Annotated in this window: 17 protein-coding genes and 1 pseudogene; 5 read left to right on the top strand and 13 right to left on the bottom strand. The window is 60.4% G+C overall.

Annotated features, from left to right (window positions below):
* Nucleotides 1-53 precede the first annotated feature (53 nt).
* The 6 genes from IFJ82_RS02315 to pstC all read right to left on the bottom strand — a co-directional run bounded on the left by IFJ82_RS02315 (nucleotide 54) and on the right by pstC (nucleotide 7,178).
* Nucleotides 54-1,727, bottom strand: coding sequence for an OprO/OprP family phosphate-selective porin (locus tag IFJ82_RS02315; protein WP_003621510.1), 1,674 nt, complete (start codon nucleotides 1,725-1,727; stop codon nucleotides 54-56).
* A 169-nt stretch (nucleotides 1,728-1,896) separates the two neighbouring features.
* On the bottom strand, nucleotides 1,897-2,907 hold the full coding sequence (gene pstS / locus IFJ82_RS02310) for a phosphate ABC transporter substrate-binding protein PstS (RefSeq protein ID WP_192265475.1): 1,011 nt from the start codon (nucleotides 2,905-2,907) through the stop codon (nucleotides 1,897-1,899).
* An 835-nt stretch (nucleotides 2,908-3,742) separates the two neighbouring features.
* Entirely contained in the window at nucleotides 3,743-4,447 is a 705-nt protein-coding gene (phoU, locus tag IFJ82_RS02305; RefSeq protein ID WP_192265473.1) for a phosphate signaling complex protein PhoU, read from the bottom strand.
* Nucleotides 4,448-4,464: 17 nt separating this feature from the next.
* Complete coding sequence (gene pstB, locus IFJ82_RS02300) at nucleotides 4,465-5,268, bottom strand: phosphate ABC transporter ATP-binding protein PstB (protein WP_003621506.1); 804 nt, start codon at nucleotides 5,266-5,268, stop codon at nucleotides 4,465-4,467.
* Complete coding sequence (gene pstA, locus IFJ82_RS02295; protein ID WP_040512685.1) at nucleotides 5,268-6,164, bottom strand: phosphate ABC transporter permease PstA; 897 nt, start codon at nucleotides 6,162-6,164, stop codon at nucleotides 5,268-5,270. The genes pstB and pstA overlap by 1 nt, the downstream gene beginning before the upstream one ends.
* Before the next feature lie 48 nt (nucleotides 6,165-6,212).
* Nucleotides 6,213-7,178 (bottom strand): phosphate ABC transporter permease subunit PstC, encoded by a 966-nt coding sequence (gene pstC, locus IFJ82_RS02290; protein WP_048859155.1) that lies wholly within the window; start codon nucleotides 7,176-7,178, stop codon nucleotides 6,213-6,215.
* Nucleotides 7,179-7,413: 235 nt separating this feature from the next.
* Here pstC and IFJ82_RS02285 point away from each other — a divergent pair, with 235 nt between their 5' ends.
* The gene (locus IFJ82_RS02285; RefSeq protein ID WP_003621501.1) at nucleotides 7,414-7,641 is read left to right on the top strand and encodes a hypothetical protein; all 228 of its coding nucleotides are present in this window, start codon (nucleotides 7,414-7,416) and stop codon (nucleotides 7,639-7,641) included.
* A 79-nt stretch (nucleotides 7,642-7,720) separates the two neighbouring features.
* Here the strand turns inward: IFJ82_RS02285 and IFJ82_RS02280 are convergent, their stop codons facing one another.
* The 3 genes from IFJ82_RS02280 to IFJ82_RS02270 form a co-directional block, all read right to left on the bottom strand.
* A complete protein-coding gene (locus IFJ82_RS02280; protein ID WP_192265472.1) occupies nucleotides 7,721-9,745 on the bottom strand; it encodes an FUSC family protein in 2,025 nt (674 codons plus the stop codon).
* Between the two features lie 521 nt (nucleotides 9,746-10,266).
* Nucleotides 10,267-11,169, bottom strand: a complete 903-nt coding sequence (locus tag IFJ82_RS02275) for a LysR family transcriptional regulator (protein WP_062809570.1) — start codon at nucleotides 11,167-11,169, stop codon at nucleotides 10,267-10,269.
* 321 nt (nucleotides 11,170-11,490) lie between these two features.
* Nucleotides 11,491-14,013 (bottom strand): excinuclease ABC subunit UvrA, encoded by a 2,523-nt coding sequence (locus tag IFJ82_RS02270; protein WP_192265470.1) that lies wholly within the window; start codon nucleotides 14,011-14,013, stop codon nucleotides 11,491-11,493.
* 349 nt (nucleotides 14,014-14,362) lie between these two features.
* Here IFJ82_RS02270 and IFJ82_RS02265 point away from each other — a divergent pair, with 349 nt between their 5' ends.
* The 3 genes and pseudogenes from IFJ82_RS02265 to IFJ82_RS02260 all read left to right on the top strand — a co-directional run bounded on the left by IFJ82_RS02265 (nucleotide 14,363) and on the right by IFJ82_RS02260 (nucleotide 18,437).
* Nucleotides 14,363-16,789 carry a TonB-dependent receptor gene (locus IFJ82_RS02265; RefSeq protein ID WP_003621488.1) on the top strand — a complete coding sequence of 809 codons (2,427 nt, stop codon included), beginning with the start codon at nucleotides 14,363-14,365 and terminating at the stop codon, nucleotides 16,787-16,789.
* A gap of 565 nt (nucleotides 16,790-17,354) precedes the next feature.
* A pseudogene (locus IFJ82_RS15645) lies at nucleotides 17,355-17,514 on the top strand (DUF932 domain-containing protein); the annotation flags it as partial.
* A 470-nt stretch (nucleotides 17,515-17,984) separates the two neighbouring features.
* Nucleotides 17,985-18,437, top strand: coding sequence for an Rrf2 family transcriptional regulator (locus IFJ82_RS02260; protein ID WP_040512678.1), 453 nt, complete (start codon nucleotides 17,985-17,987; stop codon nucleotides 18,435-18,437).
* 206 nt (nucleotides 18,438-18,643) lie between these two features.
* Here the strand turns inward: IFJ82_RS02260 and IFJ82_RS02255 are convergent, their stop codons facing one another.
* Nucleotides 18,644-19,105, bottom strand: coding sequence for a MucR family transcriptional regulator (locus IFJ82_RS02255; RefSeq protein ID WP_239026122.1), 462 nt, complete (start codon nucleotides 19,103-19,105; stop codon nucleotides 18,644-18,646).
* A gap of 743 nt (nucleotides 19,106-19,848) precedes the next feature.
* On the opposite strand from IFJ82_RS02255, the gene IFJ82_RS02250 reads away from it, so the two are divergent.
* Nucleotides 19,849-20,823: a LysR substrate-binding domain-containing protein gene (locus tag IFJ82_RS02250; RefSeq protein ID WP_075632592.1), complete on the top strand. Its 975-nt coding sequence runs from the start codon at nucleotides 19,849-19,851 to the stop codon at nucleotides 20,821-20,823.
* Between the two features lie 101 nt (nucleotides 20,824-20,924).
* Here IFJ82_RS02250 and IFJ82_RS02245 read toward each other — a convergent pair whose 3' ends face one another.
* From IFJ82_RS02245 to phoU (IFJ82_RS02235), 3 genes are read right to left on the bottom strand one after another with little or no spacing between them, the layout of a single operon-like run.
* Nucleotides 20,925-22,211 (bottom strand): sensor histidine kinase, encoded by a 1,287-nt coding sequence (locus tag IFJ82_RS02245; RefSeq protein WP_117129670.1) that lies wholly within the window; start codon nucleotides 22,209-22,211, stop codon nucleotides 20,925-20,927.
* A 30-nt stretch (nucleotides 22,212-22,241) separates the two neighbouring features.
* Nucleotides 22,242-23,027, bottom strand: coding sequence for a response regulator (locus tag IFJ82_RS02240; RefSeq protein WP_003621473.1), 786 nt, complete (start codon nucleotides 23,025-23,027; stop codon nucleotides 22,242-22,244).
* Nucleotides 23,024-23,761: a phosphate signaling complex protein PhoU gene (phoU, locus tag IFJ82_RS02235; RefSeq protein WP_062810041.1), complete on the bottom strand. Its 738-nt coding sequence runs from the start codon at nucleotides 23,759-23,761 to the stop codon at nucleotides 23,024-23,026. The genes IFJ82_RS02240 and phoU (IFJ82_RS02235) overlap by 4 nt, the downstream gene beginning before the upstream one ends.
* Nucleotides 23,762-23,772: the final 11 nt, after the last annotated feature.

Here is a 23,772-nt window from a genome sequence, read left to right as displayed (position 1 = left end):
CGCCAGAGCTCTGGCGGGGTCATGTTACCAAAGGACCGCGACAGGCCGACGGATCAGAATGCCGCCTGAATACGCCCGGCCACCGAGTTACCGGTACGGCCCATCAGGTCATACAACTGGCTGTTGCGGGTCACGATGAAGTGGTTGAAATCCAGCATGAAACGGAAATGACGGTTGGGATACCAGTTTACGCCCGCCGACCAGACCGTCTGCTGCCCGCCCCGCACGCTGCCGATACCGCCAAGGTTGCTGTTCAGGTCCGCCACACTGTAACGCGCGGACAGTTCCAGCGCACCCCAGTCGCCCGTAGCGGGGTTGAAGGGATGTTCCACACCAGGGGCGGAGAACGCACCTTCCTTGATGTTATACGACCGCCCCTTGCCAAACAGGGTATAGTTCGCCGCGCCGTAATACCCTTCGAAATTGGCGGCAGGCATGTTGCCCGTGGCCTCGGTTCCCTTGCGCTGCACGCCGATATGGTAATATTCGCCCTTCAGCGTCAGGCGCTTCCAGCGGAAGCCGAGTTCGGGACCAGCAGACCAGACGGTGCCCGCATTCCCGACCGTGGCGGACAGCAGCTTTGTCGTCGTCAGGTTGACTTCAGGTGCTTCGCTGGGGGAATAGACGCGGCCATTGGCGGTTTCATTCACCTTGAACGCGCTGATGGCCGACAGGCCGACATGCAGGTCAACATCGCGCGAGACATAGGGACGGCCCGCAACACGGAACGTCGCACCCGTCTGGCTGTCGCTGACGACGGCGGACGAACGGTTGCCATAGCTCTGGCCCGTCACGTAACCCGCAATCCACCAGCGTTTGGCATAATGCAGGGCACCAAGGCTGAAGCGCGCATCGCCCGCGGCGATGTTACGCACGATATCGGTGATGGCGGGACGTTCCATCATTTCGAATTCGTTGGAGCTTTCGGAATCTTCCTCGGTCACGCGCGGCTGAAAGTAACCGGCGGTCAGCACCGTATGGTGGATACCTGCATAATTCAGGTTCGCTTCATACAGCGTCACCGCGCCATCCGCGCTGCCTGCGCCGAAATCAGGCGTGATATTCGCAATCCAGTTCTTGTAACGGAAGGAGATGGGGATACGCAGGCGACGCGCATTTTCCGTCATGCCGGGAAACAGGCCCTTCGTTTCCCCCGCACGCGGGGACATGCCCATGAACCCGCCAAGGTCTTCGTGGAACGCAAGGCCGATCTGAAGGGCATAGGCGCCATCCTCGGACGAGATGGTGGGACGACCGCCGGGGAAGCCGATCATCATGCCACCGAAATGAACAGCCTCTTCCTTTTCCGTCGCGGCACGGAACGATTTCCACGACGAATCAATCCCACGGTCGGACGGCGGCGTACCCACGTCGGATGAACGCAGCATGCCGCTGACCGACCCATTCATCCCCGGCCCCGTATCCCCACCAATCGCGATATCATTCGCCATGGCCGGGGACATCGGTGCGCCGACCGGACGGGCCATCGCATGACGGACCGGCTGCTGGCCTGCGGTGGTGCGTCCCTCCGCACGGACAAGACGCTGACGCAGGGCGCTGATCTGCCCCGACATCTCACGCCGCATTTCCTGCATCTCCCGCTGGAGTTGCTGGATCTGGGCATCCTGCGCGGACGTTGCACATGCCTTATGAACCGGCATGGTGCCCCACAAGGCAGAAGAAGCCAGAAAGAACGAAGCAGCAGACCGGCGAATCATCTTGTTCATTCCGTAAATAAAAGATGATCGTGATGTAATCTGTCGCGCTTTATTGTGTGTTATGTTTCCAAGACAGTTTCATGAAGGTTTTATGACAGCCGCGCATGCGCAAAAACCTGCCCCTTTCGGGGCAGGTCCACAACGCGGTCGCGGATTTATAACTGCTGAAAGGCTGTTATTACTGCGCGCTGTCCCACTTTTGCAGGATATCGGCCTTCACACTCGCGGGCACCGGCACGTAATCCAGACGGTTGGCGGCCTTGTCGCCGCTGTGCAGGGCATGGCCAAAGAACTTGCGCACTGCCGCACCGTGTTCCGCCTTGGACACCGGCACGTAAACCATCACATAGGTCGGCGACACGATGGGCCATGCGCCCGCACCATCGGTGTCGATCAGGTCCACCGCGAAGTGCGATGCCCCCTTCCAGTCGGCGGCTTCGGCCGCACGGCTGAAACTGTCGAGGCCGGCGGCAACGAACGCACCGCTATGGTTCTTCAGCTTGACCGTCGCCATGTGGGTATTGGCGGCGAAGGCATATTCCACGTAACCGATCGCACCTTCGGTATTGCGCACGGATGCCGCCACGCCGTCATTGCCACGCGCGCCGATCCCGCCGGGCCATGAAATGGACGCTCCGGCGCCCTGCGCGCCCTTCCATTCCGGTGAAACGCGGGACAGGTAGGACGTGAACACGGCGGTCGTGCCCGAACCATCCGCACGATGCACGGTGGCGATGGCGGTATCCGGCAGCTTTACACCGGGGTTCAGGGCCACGATCTTCGGATCGTTCCACTGCGTGATATCACCACGGTAAATGGCGGCAAGCGTCGGGCCATCAAGCTGCAGCGAACCTGCGGGCACACCAGGCACGTTGACGACCGGCACGATGCCGCCCATCACGGTCGGGAATTGGAACAGGTGCGCGGCATCAAGCTTCTGCGGGTCCATCGGCACGTCGGATGCGCCAAAATCAACAGTCTTGGCCAGGATCTGGTTCTGGCCCGCGCTGGAACCGACCGTCTGGTAATTCAGGCTGACACCGATCGAATTGCGGCTGTCCGCGCCCCACGCGCCATAAATGGGCGCGGCGAAGCTGGACCCCGCCCCCGTGATGTCGGCGGCATGCGCCATGACAGGAGCCGCGGTCGCCGCAAGGGCAAGCGCCAGAAATCGGACAGGAAAGTACATAATACTTGTGTTCCCCAATACAACAACCAGATACCAGGTGAATATCCAGCGAACGCGGGCAAATATAACGACGAATTCAGGGGGTAGGATTATATATCCGTGACAGTTTTGTGACAGAAATATGAACCCCCATCCGCGCATGCGGGCGGCCAGAACGCACCGCATCCTGAATGCAGGCATTCCCCGAGGCCAGAAGGCAGGGGCAAAAAAGATCCCGCCCATCCCGGCAATGTTGACGCAAAATCCTGCCAGAAACCCTTTCGTGGTTCCCGCCCACCATACAACATGACTGCCACGGCCTGCTGAACGATGCTTTCACTGAAATGATAAAGGTCTTTGACGAGGCTTTGATTTCTGAAAAAACAGCAATACCGGAAACTTTTGTCATTCCTTAGCGGCTGTCTGAACAGTTTGCACCAACACCCACTGAAATAATAAAAGATTGTTTGAAAATAAGGAAAGTTTTTATGTGCTGCCTTTTGATCGAAAAAGGCGGCGTCTTCTGAAGCTTTTTAGAAAAAGCTTCACCAAAAACCTTTATAATTTTAGGATGTTATCGATCCTGACTTTTCAAACAGTCTCCAAAGTATTTCGGTAAGTTTTTCCCAAAAATCTTTCAAACACATAATATTTCAAAAATAAAATTCCACATTTCTTCTCAATGGGCTGCTTTCAGACAGTCTCTTCGAGACTGTCTGAAAAGATCATGAGATAATAAAAGTTTTTGGTGAAGCTTTTTTCAAAAAGCTTCAAAAGACGTCGCCTTTTTCAATCGAAAGGCAACACAAAAAATCTTTTCCTATTGTTTATCAACCACTTGTTTTCAAACAGCCCCTTACAGATCCTGATCCGCGATCCCCCCACGCGGCCGCAGGACCGGCAGGATACGTCCCGTCGCGGCATAAAAAACGCGTTCAGAGATATTGGTGGCGTGGTCGCCAATACGTTCAAGATTCTTGGCAATGAACAGCAGATGCGTACAGGGCCCGATATTGCGCGGGTCCTCCATCATATATGTCACCAGTTCGCGAAACATGGAGACATAGAGTTCGTCCACCGCCATATCCGACTGCCAGACCTCCCGCGCCAGGTCAGGGTCACGCCGGTCCATCGCATCAATGGTGCGACGCAGGTTTTCCTGCACCAGACGCCCCATGCTGCGCAAACCGGTGACTGACACGGGATAGGACAGCAGTTCCCCACGCAGCGCACGGCGCGCGATCGACGCCGCACAGTCGCCGATACGTTCAAGATCACCCGAGATCTTGAGCGCGGAAACCACTTCGCGCAGGTCGCCCGCCATCGGCGCACGCAGCGCCAGCAGACGGATCACCAGTGCCTCGGTCTGGCGTTCAAGGTCATCGACCTTGGGGTCAAGTTCGGGGGCCTCCATGGCTGCTTCTTCGCCATGATCCACAACGGCGGCAATCGCCTGTGATGTCTGACGTTCGACAAGGCCACCCATCTGGCTGATGAGGGAGCGCAGGTGTTCGAGTTCCTGCTCGTAGCTATGAACCGTATGCGCTGATTCGTTCGGCATGCTCGATATTTCCTGTATCAGCCAAAGCGGCCCGTGATGTAATCCTGTGTCTGCTTCTTGTGAGGTGCGGTGAACATCTGGTCGGCGGTATCGACCTCCACCAGTTCCCCCATATAGAAAAATGCAACCCGGTCCGCGCAACGCGCCGCCTGCTGCAGGTTGTGCGTCACGATGGCGATGGAGAAATCACGCTTGAGTTCATCAAGCAGTTCCTCGATCCGTGCAGTGGAAATCGGGTCAAGCGCACTGGTCGGTTCATCCAGCAGGATGACTTCGGGGCGGGTGGCGATGGTGCGCGCGATGCACAGGCGCTGCTGCTGCCCACCTGACAGGGCGGCCGCGGATGCCCCCAGGCGGTCGCGCACCTCCGGCCACAGCGCCACGCGCTTGAGCACATCTTCCACGCGCTGGTCCATGTCAGAACGTGACAGCCGTTCATGCAGGCGCACGCCAAAGGCAATGTTGTCATATATGGACATCGGAAACGGTGTTGGTTTTTGGAACACCATGCCAATGCGCGAACGCAGGACATTCACATCCACGCCCGGCGCGATGATGTTGCGACCATCGAACATCACCTCCCCCGTCGCGCGCTGCCCCGGGTAAAGGTCATACATCCGGTTGAGGATACGCAGCAGGGTCGATTTTCCGCATCCCGACGGACCGATCATGCCAGTCACCTGACGTTCGGGGAAATCAAGCGAAATCCCCTTGAGCGCATGATTGGTCCCATACCAGAAATCAAGGTTGCGTATGGACAGCGCGGGCGGCGCGACATCCGTGACCCCACGGGCCACATCATCCATGACAATCGTATTCATTATTTTACGGATCCATTACGCAAGAGCCACCAGCGGGCAAGGATGCTGGTCGCAAGGACAGCGGCGGTAATCAGCAGGGCGCCAGTCCACGCCATCTGTACCCAGTCATCATAGGCCGATCCCGCATACTGGTAGATCGTGACGGGAAGGCTGGCCATCGGGGCATTCAGGCTGGTGGACCAGTTGAGGTTCCCAAGCGACGTGAACAGCAACGGCGCGGTTTCACCCGAAATACGCGCCAGCGCCAGCAGCACGCCGGTCATGATGCCACCACGCGCGGCACGCAGGCAAACGCTGAGGATCACGCGCCATGATGGCGCACCCAGCGCATAGGCCGCCTCACGCATGGCGCGCGGGACAAGGCGCAACATGTCCTCGGTCGTGCGCACCACGACGGGAATGAACAGGATCGTCAGGGCGAACATACCCGCCCATCCCGAAAAATGCCCCGCCGGTTCGACAAAGATCAGATAGACGAACAGGCCGACAAGGATGGAGGGCACCGAAAGCATCATGTCCGAGACAAACCGCACAAGCGAGACGATACGCCCATCGCACGAAAACTCTGACAGATACACGCCCGCCATCATGCCAAGCGGCGTGCCGATCAGGGCGGCAAGGCCCGTCTGTTCCAGACTGCCGACGATGGCGTTGGCCAGGCCGCCACCCGTTCCGGGGGCCGCCGTGCTGTGGGTAAAGGTCGGCAGCGACAGCCCCGCCCCGCCGCGCACGATCAGCGTCCAGAGGATGGAAAACAGCAGATATACGACCACGACGGTCGCAACGATGCACGCAACGCCCACGGCGCGGTCCGTGATGCGGCGGCGGATGGCCTGCGCCCCGCCACGCTGCCACCCGCCGGTGGCGGGGGCGACAGGGGGGCTGGCCGGTGTCATGGCCTGTGTGCTGGTCGGGTTCTGGGCCGACATGGCGTCACCCTTTCCTTATTCCGCAGCGCCGCGACGCAGGAAAATGCGCGAGCAGGCCAGCGTAATGAACGAAATGATCATCAGGATCGCGCCAAGCGCCAGCAGCGCCGACAGTTTCAGGCTGCCGGCCGGGCTTTCGGGGAATTCCAGCGCGATCAGCGATGCGATCGTATTGCCGGGCGCAAACAGCGACCATCCCATATGGTTGGCATTGCCGATAACGAAGGTCACGGCCATCGTCTCCCCCAGCGCACGGCCGGTACCCAGCATGATCCCGCCCATCACCGCCTGACGTGACCATGGCACGACGACCTTGCGCATCACTTCCCACCGGGTGGCGCCAAGGCCAAAGGCACTTTCCTTCAGCACGGCGGGGATGGAGGTGAAGACATCACTCATCACCGAACAGATGAACGGCGTGACCATCAGCGCCAGCACGACCCCACCCGTCAGCAGCCCGGTGCCATAGGGCGCGCCACTGAACAGCAGCCCGACCCCCGGCACATGACCCAGCATATGCTTGGTCGCGGGTTCGACATGATGGGCCATGAACGGCACGACAATGAAAAAGCCCCACATGCCAAAGATGATCGACGGCACGGCGGCCAGAAGCTGCACGGCGGTTTCAATCACGCGCGCCAGTGCGGGCGGCGCCATTTCCACCAGCCAGAAGGCCACCCCGAACGCGAATGGCACGGCAAAGACAAGGGCCACGAGCGTAGTCACCAGGGTGCCGAAGATGGACGTCGCCGCCCCGAAATGCTGCGTTACCGGATCCCATGCGGTGCTGGTGAAAAACTGCGGGCCGAAATTGGCCAGCGCGCGCCAGCCACCGGCGACAAGGACAATGATGATCCCGGCCATGACCAGAAGTATGAGCCAGCCCGCCATGCGCGCGACCAGCCCGAACACAATGTCACCACGCCGATCCGACACTGCCGTATCCTTGGTGGTTTCATCCGAAATTGTGGTAGGAGCCATGTATTGCGCCATGTCTTTTCCTGATATGCGTAACGCATCTTCAGGGTTAGACAATGACAACGTGCAGGATCAATAATAATCCTTCAACACATATGTTAAGTTTTTATGACAGCCCACCTGCCTCTACTGTCATGCAAAGTTCATTTATTTCGTCTTGCCCGTAACCCGTTCCATCCGGCATAGCGGGCGCGAATGCACGATATGTGCACATAAAGACAAAGACAGCAGGCAGGACATGTTTGAATCCAGCATCGTTGAAATCAACGGGATCACCTTGGGCGTCGTCTTGCGCGACCACCGTGACGGGCCGTGCAGTTTCCGCGCCCTGCATGAACGCACCATCCAGATGAACGGCCGCAGCTATGCCACGATGGAGGATGCGCGCGCCCATGCCCGCAGCCTGATGCGCATGGGAAATGCCTGCCGCCCGATGCCCGAAGCCGCCTGTGGGCTGCATGCCTGAACATCAGGGGTGGAATTCCTGAAAATTCCCGACACACCGCCGTTTGCAGACAGGCGGCGTGCCGGGGGGCTTTTTATTTTCATGATGTCACCTTGCCCACGGGCGTAAGCAGCATACGCACCAGATACAGGCACGACAGCACGACCTGACGCTGCTGCATGGCCTGTGGCGTTGCGGGAACCTGTTGTGCGACCCGCCCCTCGATCATCCGCAAAGTGCCATGCTCGCCCGCCCGCCCCTGATGCCAACGCCGCATGAACAGCGCCAGCGCCTGCCGTGTGGCGGGGGGCAGGTCATTGCGGCGTGCGACATCACGCAATGCAATCACACTCAAGCCCAGCGTCATCGCCCGTAACTGCGCCCGCATGTACTCTTCGACCATGTCCGGCGGCACGGTGGCGGAATTACGCAATATCCGCACAAGGCTGCCCGCGCAGGCCGCCAGCCATTGATGTGCGGAGGCATGTTCCCGCCCCGCGCCCAGCCCCCGCAGGCGACGTGCGGTCCATGCCGCCGTACGGCGCATGTGGGAATCGATACGGAACGGCACGACGATGCGATAGGTCAGGATCGCGAACAGGATGCTGCACAAAAACGCCAGCGTCCCGTTCAGGAACGCCGCCTCGTCAATGCGTCCCTGGTTCATTGGGCCAACCAGCACCGGCAGGAACATGTTGAATGAAAATGCATATCCCGCCGTCGCTGCATTACGCGCGGCAAGGCCACCGATGGTCATGGGCACCAGCAATGCCAGCACCAGCATTTCCGGTGCGGTCATTGCGGGAATGACCCAGAACGCCAGCACCGTGCCCACACCCGCGCAGTACAGCCCCCCTTTGAAAAACGGCGTGCCCGCGATGACCGGATTTTCACGTGTCGCCAGCAGGCCATACACCAGCGCGAGGAAGGAAATGAACGCCGCCCCCTGCCGCCATGCCGTGACCTCCCACACCAGCCATGCGCCAAGGATGGCGCAGGACGCACGCACGCCATTTTCCAGCGCCTCCACCGCATGGCGACGGGAAACGACGCGAAAGCGGAAACGGTCATGGCGCACGGGATGGTCACTGGCATGGATTTCGGACAGGACATGCCCCACCTGCGCCAGGAGTTCCATGAACAGGGCGGCCATGGCCGGATGCGCCGCCGTCGCCTGCCGGTCACGCCAGATGGCCTGCAGGCGCGCAACCCCCGCCCGCATCCCCCCACCAGCACGCAGCACCGCGCACAGTTCGCGCCTATATTCCCACGCGTCATGACCCGCATCCGGCGCATGTATCCCCCCCGCCAGCAACAGCGACACCCCGCGCGCCCGCGCCAGCAGGCCCAGCATCGCCGCAAGGGCGGCACGCGCATGGTCCCCGGTCCGGCTGCCGGGTTCGAGTTCAAGCTCGCTGAACTCCACCTGACTGTTGAAGGCCACCAGTTCCCCCAACGTCGCCCCCATCGCGGTGGACGGGACCTCCCCCTCCAGCAGGTCCGCCACCGTGCGCGTCGTATTGCCGAACGCCACCATCAGGCGCGTATGCAATGCCTGGCGCGCATGGGGGGCGACAGAGGGCATGAACACGATCGCCAGCGTCGCCTCGCACACCACGCCCAACACGATATAGCTGGTGCGCGCCACGCTGATATCGAACACATGGTCGGGTTCCAGGATCGCGCCGGTTGCGATGATGGCCGATGTGAAACCCGTCAGCACCAGCCCATAGGCCCGGTAATTGTCCAGCAGCGTCGCCCCCGCGCAACACAGGCCGATCCATACCGCCAGCGCACAGAAAAACAGGCCCGGCGCCTGTGGAAATGCCGCAATCAGCGCCATGGCGGCAACAGAGCCCACCAACGTCCCCCCCACACGCCACCGCGCCTTCGCCAGACTTTCCCCGCGTGAGGACTGCGCCACCACCCACACCGTCAGCGGTGCCCATTGCGGGCTGTCGAGTTCCATCCACATCGCGATCAGCAGCGACAGGATCGCGGCGAACGCCGTACGCAGGGCAAAGGCGAAATCCGCCAGCGAAGGGGCATACAGCCACGACAGCCTGCGCACAAAAGGCGGCAGGAGGGCGGAAAACGTGTCGGGATCGTGGGGGCGCGCGGTCATGGCGTGGGCACCATGCAAATCCGCCCCCGCATGGGTCCAATCGTTTGTCGTGATGATATGATAAGGAGGGAGTATGAAAGCCGGATTCGCCGCACCTTGCGAAACCTGATGGCAAAGACCTGACCACGGCCCTTCAGAAAGCTACCTGAAAAAACAGCATCAGTATCATGCCGGAATTAGAGGCTGTTTGAACAGTCAGTCTCAATAACATACTTAAATTATAAATGTTCTTTAGTGACGCATTCCGTGAAAATCTTCAGAAGACACCGCCTTTTTCGATTAAAAGTCGGAACCTAAAAACTTTTCTTTTTTTATCAATGATTTTTTCAAACACTCTCTTCTGGAAATTTCCGGTAAAGATTTTCAAGGCGGCTTTGGGGAAGGCAGCCTCCAGAAATCCCATAATTCCCGTGGGCTTCTTTCCAAACAGTCTTTACGTGGCACCATGACTGGCGGCATCCCCCTGATGGGGCCGGAAACCTTTCTGCCTCATTCTTTCTGACGACAAAAGACCCTTTCCCTTACACACAAAACACATCATCGGTCCGCAAGCGCATACATACCTCCCAAACACGCGCCAGAACGGCGGACGGGTTGGGCTGGCGCAGGCGCACGATCGCCACCTCCGGCGCGACACAGGGCACGATGGGACAGGTGCGCAGGCCCGCACCGCCCACGACCTCCGGCAGGGCCGCAACCGGCAGGATGCTGCACAGGCGACCCGCGCGCAGTTCGGAATGCAGCAGGCTGATGGAATCCGTCTCCAGCATGATGGTCGGGGTGACACCGGCCTCACGAAAGCCGGCATCAATGATCTGGCGGCTGCGCAGGTTGCGTGTAAACAGGCACAGCGGAATGGACGCGACCTCCGCCCAGTCACATTCGGACCGGTCAGGCACGGGGGCCGACAGCGCACCCGCCAGCACATACTGTTCCGCATAAAGTGGCCGCACATCGAACGCGCCCCCCAGCGGGACCTGATCGAGATAGGTTACACCCAACTGCACCTCATGTTCGCGCAACATACGCGCGATTTCGCCTGCCGCGGCGGAGCGGACTTCCTGATGCAGGCTGGGGATGGCGGTGCGGAAGCTTTCCAGCAGCAACGGAATGGTCAGCAGCGCAGGCGGCATCACCGCAACCGACAGCGACCCGCCCGATACGTCCTGTGCGAACGCGGCCTCCTGCTTTAACCCGTCAAGCGCCGCAAGCGTCTGCTTGGCCCATGCCAGCACCCGCCGCCCCTCCTCCGTCAGGCCAAGAAAGCGGCGGTTGCGATGGATGACGCACACACCAAGTTCGTTTTCAAGCTGCCTGATCCCTGCCGACAATGCGGGCTGCGACACACCGCAATGTTCCGCCGCACGGGAAAAGTGGCGGAAACGATCAAGGGCGATCAGGTAGGTCAACTGGCGCAGGAACACGGCATATCCGTCAGGTCAGGGGCAATGCCCCCGTTTTATAGAAGGTGCCTGTTTGAGGACAGCCAAGAGAAGTTCCAGATGCCGCCCTTTCCCTTAAGAAGCTGTTTGAAAAGTCAGACGCGATAACATCCTGAAATCATAAAGGTTTTTGGTGAAGCTTTTTCTAAAAAGCTTCAGAAGACGCCGCCTTTTTCGATCAAAAGGCGGCACCCAAAAACTTTTCTTTTTTATCAGTGCGTTATTTTCAAAAAATCCCTAATGCATTGATAATAAATTGGAAATTTCAGATGTTCCTTTGAAAGATCGTTGCCAAAAAAGAGCCTACCCTACATACCGCGCAAGGAACGGCGCCGTGACACTGCCGGTGGCCTGCGCCACTGCCTGCGGTGTGCCGGCCGCGACGATCGTGCCGCCTTCTTCACCTGCACCGGGCCCCATGTCGATCACCCAGTCCCCGCCCGCGACCATGCGCATGTCATGTTCGGCCACGATCACGGTATTCCCCTGATCCACCAGTTCATGCAGGTGTGCCGACAGGCGATCCACGTCAGAAGGATGCAGCCCGGTCGTCGGTTCATCCAGCACATACAGCGTATGCCCACGCCGCTGTTTCTGAAGTTCGGTCGCAAGCTTGATGCGCTGCGCCTCGCCCCCCGACAGTTCGGTCGCAGGCTGACCCAGCCGCAGGTGCCCAAGGCCGCTGCGTTGCAGGATCGACAGACACGTCGCGGCGTTGGGCACATCCGACAGAAACGCCAGCGCCTGATCCACATTCATCGCCAGCACATCGGCGATGGAACGGTCGCGATATGTCACCTCCAGCACCTCCGGCCGGTAACGCGCGCCATGACATGTCGGGCACGGGGCATAGACACTGGGCAGGAACAGCAGTTCAACCATCACCGAGCCAGCCCCCTGGCAGTGCGGGCACCGTCCCTTGGCCAGGTTGAAGGAAAACCACCCCGCATCATACCTGCGCGCGCGGGCAAGGTCGGTACGGGCATACAGCCTGCGCACAATGTCGAACAGGCCGGTATAGGTCGCAAGGTTTGAACGCGGGGTGCGACCGATGGGCTTCTGGTCAATCACCACAAGGCGCCCGATCCCCTCCAGCCCGGAGGCGATGCGCCCCTCGAGATGGCGGATTTCCGGGGTCGGGGCCTGCGTGTCCCCGTCGTCGTCGTCCGCCACCGGCAGGGCCTGCCCCAGTGCGCGCGCGACGATGCCCGTCAGCGCATGACTGACCAGCGAGGATTTCCCCGACCCCGAAATCCCGGTCACGGATGTAAACGCCCCCAATGGAAAGGCGGCCTCCAGCCCGTCAAGATTGTTCCAGTGAATATCCGCAAGCCTCAGCCAGCCCTGCGGCGTGCGCGGCGTATGGGTTACGGCCTGCGACGTGGCGAACAGGTACTCGCGCGTGCGTGACGCCGCGACATCGCGCAACCCCTGCGGCGGGCCGCAATACAGGATTTCGCCCCCACGCTCCCCCGCCTCCGGCCCGACATCGACAATCCATGCGGCGTGACGGATGACATCAAGGTTATGTTCGACCAGAAACAGCGAATTGCCCGCCGCACACAGCCGCCCCAACGCACCCAGCAACGCCTGCGTATCGGCCGGATGCAAACCCGATGACGGTTCGTCAAGCACATAGACCACGCCAAACAGGCTGGAATGGATCTGCGTTCCCAGACGCAGGCGTTGGTACTCACCGGGCGAGAGCGTCTGCACCCCGCGTTCCATCTGCAGGTATCCAAGCCCGAGCTGCATCAGCACGTCGATGCGCGCGACCATGTCGGCGGCAATCCGGCGCGCCGCGATCGCGATGGCATCGTCACCCGTACCCGCGGCCATATCGGCCACGCCTGCAAGCACGCCACGGATACGCCCAAGCGGTAGCGCCCCCATCGCCGCGATGTTCATCCCCGCGAACGTCACACGCAGCGCATCGGGGTTCAGCCTCTGCCCATGACAGAGCGGACAGTCGGTGGAGATCATGAACGACGCCGCGCGCGCGCGCATGTTCGCACTTTGCGAATTGGCGAAGGTCTGTGTGACGTATCGGCGCGCACCGGTGAATGTTCCCTGATACGCGGGTTCAACCCCACGGGCGATCGCGGCCTGCACCTGCGCATGCGTCAGGCCCGGATAGATCGGGACAGTGGGCGTTTCATCGGTAAACAGAATCCAGTCACGCGTCTTGCGCGGCAGGTCGCGCCAGGGGCAATCCACATCAATGCCCATGGTAATCAGGATATCGCGCAGGTTCTGCCCCTGCCATGCGGTGGGCCACGCGGCGACGGCGCGATCGCGGATCGACAGGCCGTCATCGGGGACCAACGTGGCCTGCGTCACATCATGGACACGGCCCAGCCCGTGACAGCGCGGGCACGCCCCCATGGGCGTGTTGGGGGAAAATGATTCCGCCTCCAGCCGTGCCAGACCGGGAGGATAGGTGCCCGCGCGCGAATAGAGCATGCGCAGCAGGTTCGACAGCGTGGTGATGCTGCCGACCGATGACCGGCCCGAACTGCCGCCGCGCTGCTGCTGCAACGCGATGGCGGGGGGCAGGCCATCGACAATGTCCACATCAGGCACCGGCATCTGCTGAAACAGACGCCGTGCATAGGGAGAGACGGATTCAAGGTACCTGCGCTGTGCCTCTGCATATAAGGTACCAAACGCCAGAGAGGACTTGCCCGATCCCGATACCCCGGTGAACACCACCATGGTATCGCGCGGCACATCAATCTCCACATCACGCAGGTTATGTTCGCGCGCACCGCGCACACGCACGAAATTCCGCCGGTCCGGTGATATGGGGGGAATGGATGGCGGCATGATGCGAACTCCGGCATAAGGTCACGCCATGATCCCACCGCACGCGCGCACGTTCAACCCCGCCACCTGCATAGGCATAATTGAGTACATGGGCATGGTACCGGCACGGACAGTACGGCCCGTCACATGTCCCGGCATAGCGGGGTATTATCCATCTTTGGCATTTATCCTGCCGGGGTGAACGGGCGCGTCGTTACAACATAAACGGCGAAAACCTCAATAATGCCCACAATAATCGTCATTTCACGGGCATGGTGTTGCATGCGCGCACTGTCATGAAACCTTCACATGAAATAACGCAAAGGTGCCGATAGATCATCTCCTGCCTTTTCACTCAGGAGAATCCCAGGTGCCACCCAAGTTGATCCGCAGTGGTCGTATTGCCCTTGGCCTGTTCTGCTCTGCCATTGCGCTGTCCGTTGCCCATGCCCAGACAGTACAGACCCCCACGGCAGAGAAGAAGTCCACCCGCACCCCCCACAAGACCAACGCAACATCAAAAAAGGAAAAAGGCGAGTTCTCCACATCGAATGTGGAACAGATCATGGCGACGTCCCGACGCACCCGTTCGGAACAGAGCGTCAACCACACCCAGTTGCAGCGCATCCTGCCCGGCATCAACCCGGTCAAGGCGCTTGAAATTCTTCCTGGTGTTGTCTTTGAAAATGCGGACCCATGGGGCAATAACGAACAGAATTCGTCGTTGTACATCCACGGCTTCAACCAGAACCAGCTTGGCTTTACCCTTGATGGTGTCCCGTTGGGCGATCAGTCCTATGGCAACTATAACGGCCTGTCACCACAGCGCGCGGCGTTGAGCGAAAACATCGCTTCCGCCTCGGTCGCGACGGGCGCGGGTGCGCTGGGCACTGCATCGACATCCAACCTTGGCGGTTCGCTGCAATTCACGACGCAGGACCCGATGCACAAGGCAGGCGGGCAGATTTCGCAGACATTCGGCAGTTGGTCGACATTCCGTACCTTTGCACGTGTTGACACCGGCGATTTCGGCAACGGCAACTCGGCCTATTTCTCGTGGGCGCGGCAGGATGCACGGGCATGGGATTTCGCGGGACACCAGGGCGGCAACCAGGTGAACGCCAAGTTCGTCCACCAGGGGTCCAAGGACAAGGTCACGGCCTTCTTCGACTGGTCAGACAAGACCGAACCCAACGAAGACGGCATCGTCGAACCCGCTGGCGGCAGCATGTATGTGCGCCCGTTCCTGTATCCGAACCTGAAGGAAGCGGTGAACTATTATAACGGTTCCGCCGCCTACAAGGCCGCGGGCAACAATTATCGCAATTACTATTCCGATGCACAGCGCGAGGATTTCCTGGCGTATGTGAAATGGACACATGATTTCACGTCCAACCTGCATTGGGACAACCAGATCTATTACCATCACGACATGGGCGAAGGCGTCGTCGCAGGCCCGATCAGCGCCGCCGGCCTGCCGACCCTGTTCAGCGCCTATTTCCCCAACGATTCCTCCTCCCAGCTTTCTGGCGTGTTCGGCGGTTCGGGCATGGCGACGCGCACGACGGAATACTGGGACAACCGGGGCGGCATCATGTCCACCCTGCATTACAAGGTCGGCCACCACAATATTGAACTGGGTGGCTGGTACGAACGCAACGACAATACGCAGGCCCGGCGCTGGTACGCATTCAATATCGACAATCCCACCAGCCCGTATGACCGGCAGCAGAACCCGCTGATCCATCAATATACCAACCTGTTCTATACCAACACCATCACGACCCACCTGCAGGATAGCTGGCAGATCACCAAGAATTTCATGCTCAGCGCCGGGTTCAAGTCGGAACTGGTCTATACCGATGGCACCCTGCCGGTCGCGGCCCTGCCGGGATCGCTGTCGCCTTCGACCGCGCGCACCATCCCCGGTGGCAACGTCAATACGGTCAAGCCCTTCCTGCCCGCATTCGGTGCGTTGTGGAACATCACGCCGCATGAACAGTGGTTTGCAAACATCCAGGAGAACATGCGTTCTTTCCAGGATACCGGTTATGGAAATGCCAGCCCGTGGGGCATGACCAGCCAGGCCGCGTTCGAGGATTTCAAGAAGCACGGCAAGGTCGAAACCGCATGGACATATGAAACCGGCCTGCGCACCAACCGCCATGTCCACCTTGGTCCACTGACGAACATCAGCGGACAGCTTGAATATTACCACGTGCATTATTCAAACCGCCTGCTGTCGGTCGCGTCTTCGCCTTATAATAGCAACGTGTCCTACATCATCGGCAGTGCAAGCATCCTGACCAATGTGGGATCGGTCACTACCGACGGCATGGACTTTTCCATGACGGCACAGTTCGGGCCGCATTTCTCCTTCTATAATGCGCTTTCGTATAACAAGTCGGTCTATAACGACAATTACGTAACCGGGACGACAGTTGTGCCGACGGCGGGCAAGAATGTCGCGGGCATCCCGAACTGGACCGAAAAATTCGTGGCCTCCACCAACTGGGGCGATTTCTATGGGCAGTTCGTCGGCGACGTGATCGGGCGGCGGTACACCACCTTCACCAATGACCTGTCGGCCAAGGCCTATGCCCTGTTCAGCATCAATGCCGGATACACCATCCGCAACATCCCGCATGTGCAGGGCCTGAAGATACAGGGCAACATCACCAACCTGACGGGCACACGTGGGTGGTCCACCCTGAACACCAATAATGCAAGTGGCCAGTACACAGCCTTCCCGATTGCACCGCGCATGTTCTTCCTGACGGTCGGGGCAAGTTTCTGATCGGCAGGACGGGATTTCAGAAAGTTTTCGGGGCCGCATCGCATGACAGGATGCGTCCCCTTCGACTGTCTGAATTTAAAAAGTCCCTGGTGAATGTTTTAAAAGCCACAAACAAATGTCATATTTTTTCAAAAATGTGACAATCAGGGACTTTCACTGTTTCCAGCCAGACCTTTTCAAAAAACGCCTGTCCCGATAACACGGGGCAGGCGTTTTCCTTGACGGGCCATCGCGTTTTAGAGATTGTTTGAAAACAAATTATTGATGAAAAACGAGAAAAGTTTTTTGGGTGTCAACTTTTTCAAAAAATCTGGGTTTTCCGAAGCTTTTTGAAAAAAGCTTCACCAAAAACTTTTATGATTTCATGATCTTGTCGGACTTACCTTTTCAAACAGTCTCCCGGCGCTGCGGAACCTGGGCCGCGGTATGGCAATCCTGCGCCAACGGATCATGGGCCAGACTCTGCCCTTGAAGGCCCCCCCACTCACACCGCAAATGTCATGGGGCGTCTTTGCCGTCGCCACACCATATTCGATATCGGATCGCCCTCACTCTACCAAGATAGAATGAGCCAAACGCACTGACACATTGGCCCTTCGGCCAGATATGCAGCCTGATCGGTGTGTCATCTTCCAGATCTACTGGCGGCGATCAACCTCCAGCATAAGTTGCTGTCGCACCGGTCCGCACTGGTGGAAACTCTGGAAACGAAAGGCGGGCGGATATAACCGCGCGCCGTGACTGGCCCCGATTATGGTCGCCCCTGTCCGTGGGATGTTTCCGGGTCGTCTCCTGACGGCGCATGGCATTTCCTCAACGCTGACCTGTCGCTTCGACCATGCGAGATGCTACGCGCCTTTTCATACCCTTCATGCACGGTAACACCGCACATGCCTGCCCCTTCCTGCACCGGGGCGGCATAGGTTCACCATCAGCACCGCAAGACCACAGAATGCCGCCCCCTATCCCCCCGGTAAAGCTGGCTGGGATGGGTGATAGAACAGCAGCGGCGTAGCTTGGCAATGATGGCGGGACCATAATCCTGTGCCGCAAAAATGCTGAAACGCGGACGGTACTTATGGCGTGGGGCCTGCCATCACGGCATGCGGTCACGGGGAACATTCAATAAGATGTATAATTTTCACATCTTTTATAATGCTAGAAAAAGATGTTCATGTTGCATACCTATTGACCCATGCGCCTGACCCTGCATACTGATTATGCCCTCAGAACATTGATTTATCTGGGAATCCATACGGACCGCCTGACCTCCATCCACGAGATCGCGCAGGCCTATGGCATTTCGGAAAATCATCTGATCAAGATCATTCACCGTCTTGGCCGTGGTGGCTTTGTGGAGACCCTGCGTGGCCGCAGGGGGGGATTGCGCCTTGGTCGCCCCGCGCATGATATCCTGATCGGTGATGTCGTACGTTATACCGAGGAAGACCTCGGCCTTGTAAGCTGCATGCAGGCCCCTGCCGAAGGAGTGCGGCCCTGCCTTCTGGTGGGGGGATGTTCCCTGCGCGGCATCCTGAACGAGGCGCTGGGGTCATTCATGAGTGTACTCGACAGCTATACACTGGAACAGGCCATCACGGCGCATGAACGCCGCCTGCTCGACGCGCCGCCGCCGACTACGCCCTGACGCCCTGACGCCCTGACGCCCTGACGCCCTGACGCCCTGACGGGCCTTCGCACATCCTCACGCCACATACCATCACCATACCATCACCACGGTGCGGTGACATGTCCATATCCCCCTTGCCACATCATGCCACTGGCACATCATACCCCTGCCACACATAAACCGCGTGACAGGGACACCGTGATGGTGGGGAACCGGGAGGGGTGTCAGCCCCCGGCGTTCTTCTTGCGCCGCCCGCGCGGTGCCGCGGTTTGCGGTTCCTCCAGCATGGGCGCCGCACCGGCATGGGCGGAAACGGGAACCGTGCGCCCCAGTCCGCTTTGCTGCGCCAGGGCGGAACGTTTCGCCGCGTAATTGGGCGCGGTCATCGGATAATGCGACGGCAGGCCCCATTTTTCACGATACTGCTCCGGCGTCATGCCATAGGCCCGGTCAAGATGCCGCTTGAGCATCTTGAGCTTCTTCCCGTCTTCAAGGCAGATGATATAATCGGGGAAGACGGATTTCTTGATTGGCACGGCGGGTTGCAACGGTTCCGCTGTTTCCTGCCCATCGCCGCCTGTGGCGCCGAGTGCGGCGAAAACGTTGCGGATCAGGTCCGGCACACGTTCGGGCGGCAGGCTGTTATTGATCATGTAAGCTGACACGATATCCGTTGTCAGGGACATGAGTTCAGGGGTCTGGATGTGTTTTTTATCCAATTTCTCACCATTCATGCAGAAAATATCAGAATAATATCACCGTTTGCATTGATAATAATCCCATGCGGCGCACTACGCAATTGTTGTCTTCCGGCGCTGTTGGTTCCTGTATATATGCACGACCTGAATTATTTATAGATCATCAGGATAATTTATACATGATTGCATCGTCACGATCATGATTTCATCCATACGGCACCATACCGTGTCTCATGGCCGAATATTTTATGTATTTATCGCAATGGGTACCTGAAAAGTTCCCCCATTTATTGCCTGTCATCATCACGTTTTGCCAGCATATCTGAACATGTGCGGTTTTTTCTTCGCACCGGCCTGTCCAGAAATTCTTCTGCCCTGTCACCATGCACCGCCGCCCCTGCATCGCCCGTCCGTCGGCAATATCATGAAATCATAAAATTTCTGGTAAATACTCGTCTGAAAAATCATTACAAAGACCATGAATTCCTGAAAAAATGACCTTTCGTGCCATTCATTACTTCTGTCGGGGCTGTTTACGGATATCCCTCCCTTGCATCATCCCCTGACATGACGGCGGCGTTGCACCGTGGCGGACGGTCATGCACCCTATTGCGCGCATGGCTGCCGACGTGACAGATGGCGCCGTATCCATGGGCAGGCCATGGACACCGTTCCGTCCACACTGCGCGCCCGGCCATGGGATGGGACATGTTATGGATCGTAAAACCCTGATGGAAAACCGATACCGGATTCCCTCGCTTGCGGCGCTCAATGCGTTCGTGGCGTTCGCCCGCACCGGGGCCATCCGCCGGGCGGCGGCAGAACTGCGGATCGACCATGCCGCCGTCAGCCGGCACCTGCGCGATCTTGAACACGCACTTGGCGTGCCGTTGCGCACCGGGCAGGGCGGCCTGACCCCACAGGCCGAAATCTATTGCGCGCGGATCATCCCCCTGCTGGAGGGACTGGCCCACGCCACGGCGGACATGCGCCAGGATATTGCGCATCTGACTGTCACCTGTTCGCATGGCTTTGCCTATCACTGGCTGCTGCCGCGCCTGTCGGTCTTTCGCCGCGACCATCCATGCATCGACCTGTTACTGCGTCCCGTCGATGCCGATACCGGATTTGATCCCCGCCATGGCACTGGCGCCCTGCATGCCGACATCCGGTACATGACCGATGAACCGCAAGGACCGGAATACAGGGGGCCGGAACGCAACATGCGCTGCATGGAAATCACCCGCCCGGCGGTCTTTCCCGTGGCAAGCCCGCGCTGCCTTGCGCGCCTGTCCCACCCGCCCCGCACGGCGGCGGATCTGCTGGACGCCCCCCTGCTGCTGGAGGATGACGAGACGGAGTGGAAATTATGGTTCGCGGCCCAATCGGTGCAGATCGGCACGGTGCCCGCGGCGGGACGGCTGTGGCAGGCGCATCTTGCTCTGGCGGCCGCACGGGCGGGGGAGGGCATCGCGCTGGGCAATCCTTACCTGTTGGCGGAGGACCTGCGGGCGGGACTGTTATGCCCCGTCACCACGACGGCAACACCCCTGCGCCGGGTCGCGCTGGGGTCATATGTGCTGCGTGCGCCGGCACATGTGTGGGAAGGCACGGCCCTGCGCCTGCTGCGCACGTGGCTGTCCGCTCAGGTGGCGATCTATGAAGGGGAGTTGCAGGAGAGGGCACATCCCGGCCCCGAAACCTGACGGGTGTTAAAAAACAACCTGTTCACAGGAACAAAAGACACCTTCCGGGAAGGTCTGTTTCCAACGGGGGGCGCCTTTATCGCGCCCTCTGGCATGGCGCGTCATGCAGGGGGGATTGCCCCATTGCGCCGGTCGCGCGCGCCTTCCTCCGCCGGGGGCAGCCACAGCGTGCATGATGTGCCCTCCCCCTCCCGGCTTTCGATCTGCAGGCGGCCACCGTGGCGGTCCACGATATGCTTGACGATCGCAAGGCCCAGCCCCGTGCCCTGCTGCACCTGTCCCGGCACGCGATAAAACTGCTCTGTCACCCGGGGCAGGTAACGCGCGGGAATGCCGGGGCCGTTGTCACGCACGCACACGACCACGCCCCCACCGCACGGCCACGGCGCGTGCGGGCCGCCATCCCGCCCGGTCGCGTTCGCCACGGTGACATCCACCCGCGCCCTGCGCCCCGCGACACCGGGGGCATAGCGGATGGCGTTCCCCACCAGGTTCAGCATGACCTGCACGATCTGGTCCCCATCGGCCATGACCGGCATGATGTCGGGCGCCACATCCAGCGCACAGGTAATGTCCGCGCCCTCCAGCAGGGGGCGGGCCTCGTCCATGGCGCGGGCGACGACGGGGGCGACATCGATGCGCGTGCGCGGGCGCTGATGTTCGACCATCTGCACCCGCGACAGGTACGACAGCCGGTCCAGCAGGCGCAGCATGCGTTCGGCCTGCCCCGCCATGATGCCAAGGAAGCGCGCCCGCGCAGGCGCATCATTGGCGGCAGGGCCACGCAGGGTTTCAATGAACCCCGACAGCGCGGCCAGCGGCGTACGCAGTTCATGGCTGGCATGGGCGACGAAATCGCCGCGCATACGGTCCAGCGCATCCTGTCCCGTCCGATCCTCCAGCAGGGCAACGACAACCCCGCGCCCCCCCGGTGCCGAAGGCGCGATCCGCCGCAGCAGCACGCGCACGACCCGGCGCACCGGCACATCAAGCGTGACGGTCGTTTCCGCCGTGGTCGAAAGCTGTTCCAGCACCTGTTGCGTCGCGGGATGGCGCACGATCGCGCCCAGCGTATCGCCAAACATGTCACGTGCGGAGGTGGAGGCATGGGCCAGGTCGCCACGCGGGCCAAAGACGATGCACGCGCCGGGCAGCAGGTCAAGCATATGCGGCAGCGTCGCCAGCGGATCGACCTGCGACGCCGCCGCCGCACGGTCCATAAGGGTGGAGGACGCCGGCACCACCGCATCCGCATCCCTGCCGTGCGCCGTGCTGGCGCGTGATACGCCGTCCCCATGGCGATACCACCGCATGCCCCGCGCCACCATGGCGCGCGTCAGGGCATACCCCCCGCCGCCCAGCGCGATCCCCGCCAGCAGGTCATGCATGGGCGCGCGCCCTGCGGGGCGGGGCCGCCATCAGGGCGTCACGTCACCGGACATGTCGTCAAGGGCATAACCGCTGGCCCGGACCGTGCGGATCAGGTCCGGCAAATCCCCTTCGTTCAGGATACGGCGCAGGCGGCGGATATGGACATCGACCGTGCGCGATTCCACATGCACCCCACGTTCCCAGACCGAACGCAGCAGGTCTTCGCGCGAGAAGACGCGGTTGGGATTGCGCATGAAGAATTCCAGCAAACGATATTCCGTCGGGCCGGGGGCCAGCACACGCCCCGCACGCGTTACGCGGTGGCTGACGGGATCAAGCACGACATCGACAAAACGCAGCACCGCCGTCGCATCGGCCTGTGCCTGGACACCGCCGGCCCCGGCATTCAGCACGCTGCGCCGCAAAAGCGCACGCACGCGGGCGTTGAGCGCCTCCATCCCGCAGGGTTTCGTCAGGTAATCATCCGCGCCGGTGTCCAGCGCATGCACGCTGTCGCTTTCGGCGGTGCGCGCCGTCAGCATCAGCACGGGCATGTCACACATGGCCCCGCCACGCGCGCGCAGCCTGCGGCACAGATCCACACCCGACAGGCCCGGCAGCATCCAGTCCAGCACAAGCAGGTCGGGCTGCCACGATCCCACCTGTTCCAGCGCATCCAGCCCGTCGGCCACGGCGCGGACTTCGTATCCCGCCGCCTCCAGGTTATAGGTGACAAGGACGGACAGCGCCTCGTCATCCTCCGCCACGAGGATTTTCGCACGGGGGTCCGTGCCGGGGTCGGTGGCCGGGGTGGAAGTCGACAGCGACGTCACTGCGTGTCATCCCCCGACACAAGGTCGGCAATCGCGGCGGGACCTGAAAAACCGCCACGCGGGCGCACGACCGGCAGGATATCGCCCGTCACGGTATAATACACGCGCTCGGCAATATTGGTGGCGTGGTCGCCAATGCGTTCAAGGTTCTTGGCGATGAACAGCAGATGCGTGCAGGGCCCGATATTGCGCGGGTCCTCCATCATATATGTCACCAGTTCGCGGAACATCGCGGTATAGAGTTCATCGACAGCCGTATCGGACTGCCACACCTCATACGCCTTTTCGGGGTCGCGCTGCGTCATGGCGTCGATCGCGCGGCGCAGGTTGTCCTGCACCAGCCGTCCCATGCCGCGCAGCCCGCTGAGGGAGACGCGCGTGCCCAGCAGTTCGGTGCGCAGCGAACGCCGCGCGACCGACGCCGCGCAGTCGCCGATGCGTTCCATGTCCCCCGTGATCTTGAGCGCGGAGACCACCTCGCGCAGGTCGCCCGCCACGGGGGAGCGCAGGGCAAGGATGCGGATGACCATCGCCTCTACATCGCGTTCAAGGACATCGACCTGCGGGTCGAGTTCCGGGGCGGCGGCGGCGGCATTTTCGTCATGGTCCACCACGGCGGCGACCGCCTGCGATGTCTGGCGTTCCACCAGCCCGCCCATACGAACCATCATGGCCCGCAGCCGTTCAAGTTCCTGTTCGAAACTGCTGACGATATGTGTGGATTCCTGTCCCATCAGCCCCTGTC

Origin of the sequence: Novacetimonas hansenii, from assembly GCF_014843995.1 — a bacterium.
Taxonomy (GTDB): Bacteria; Pseudomonadota; Alphaproteobacteria; order Acetobacterales; family Acetobacteraceae; genus Novacetimonas; species Novacetimonas hansenii.
This window is presented reverse-complemented; position numbering and strand designations above follow the sequence as displayed.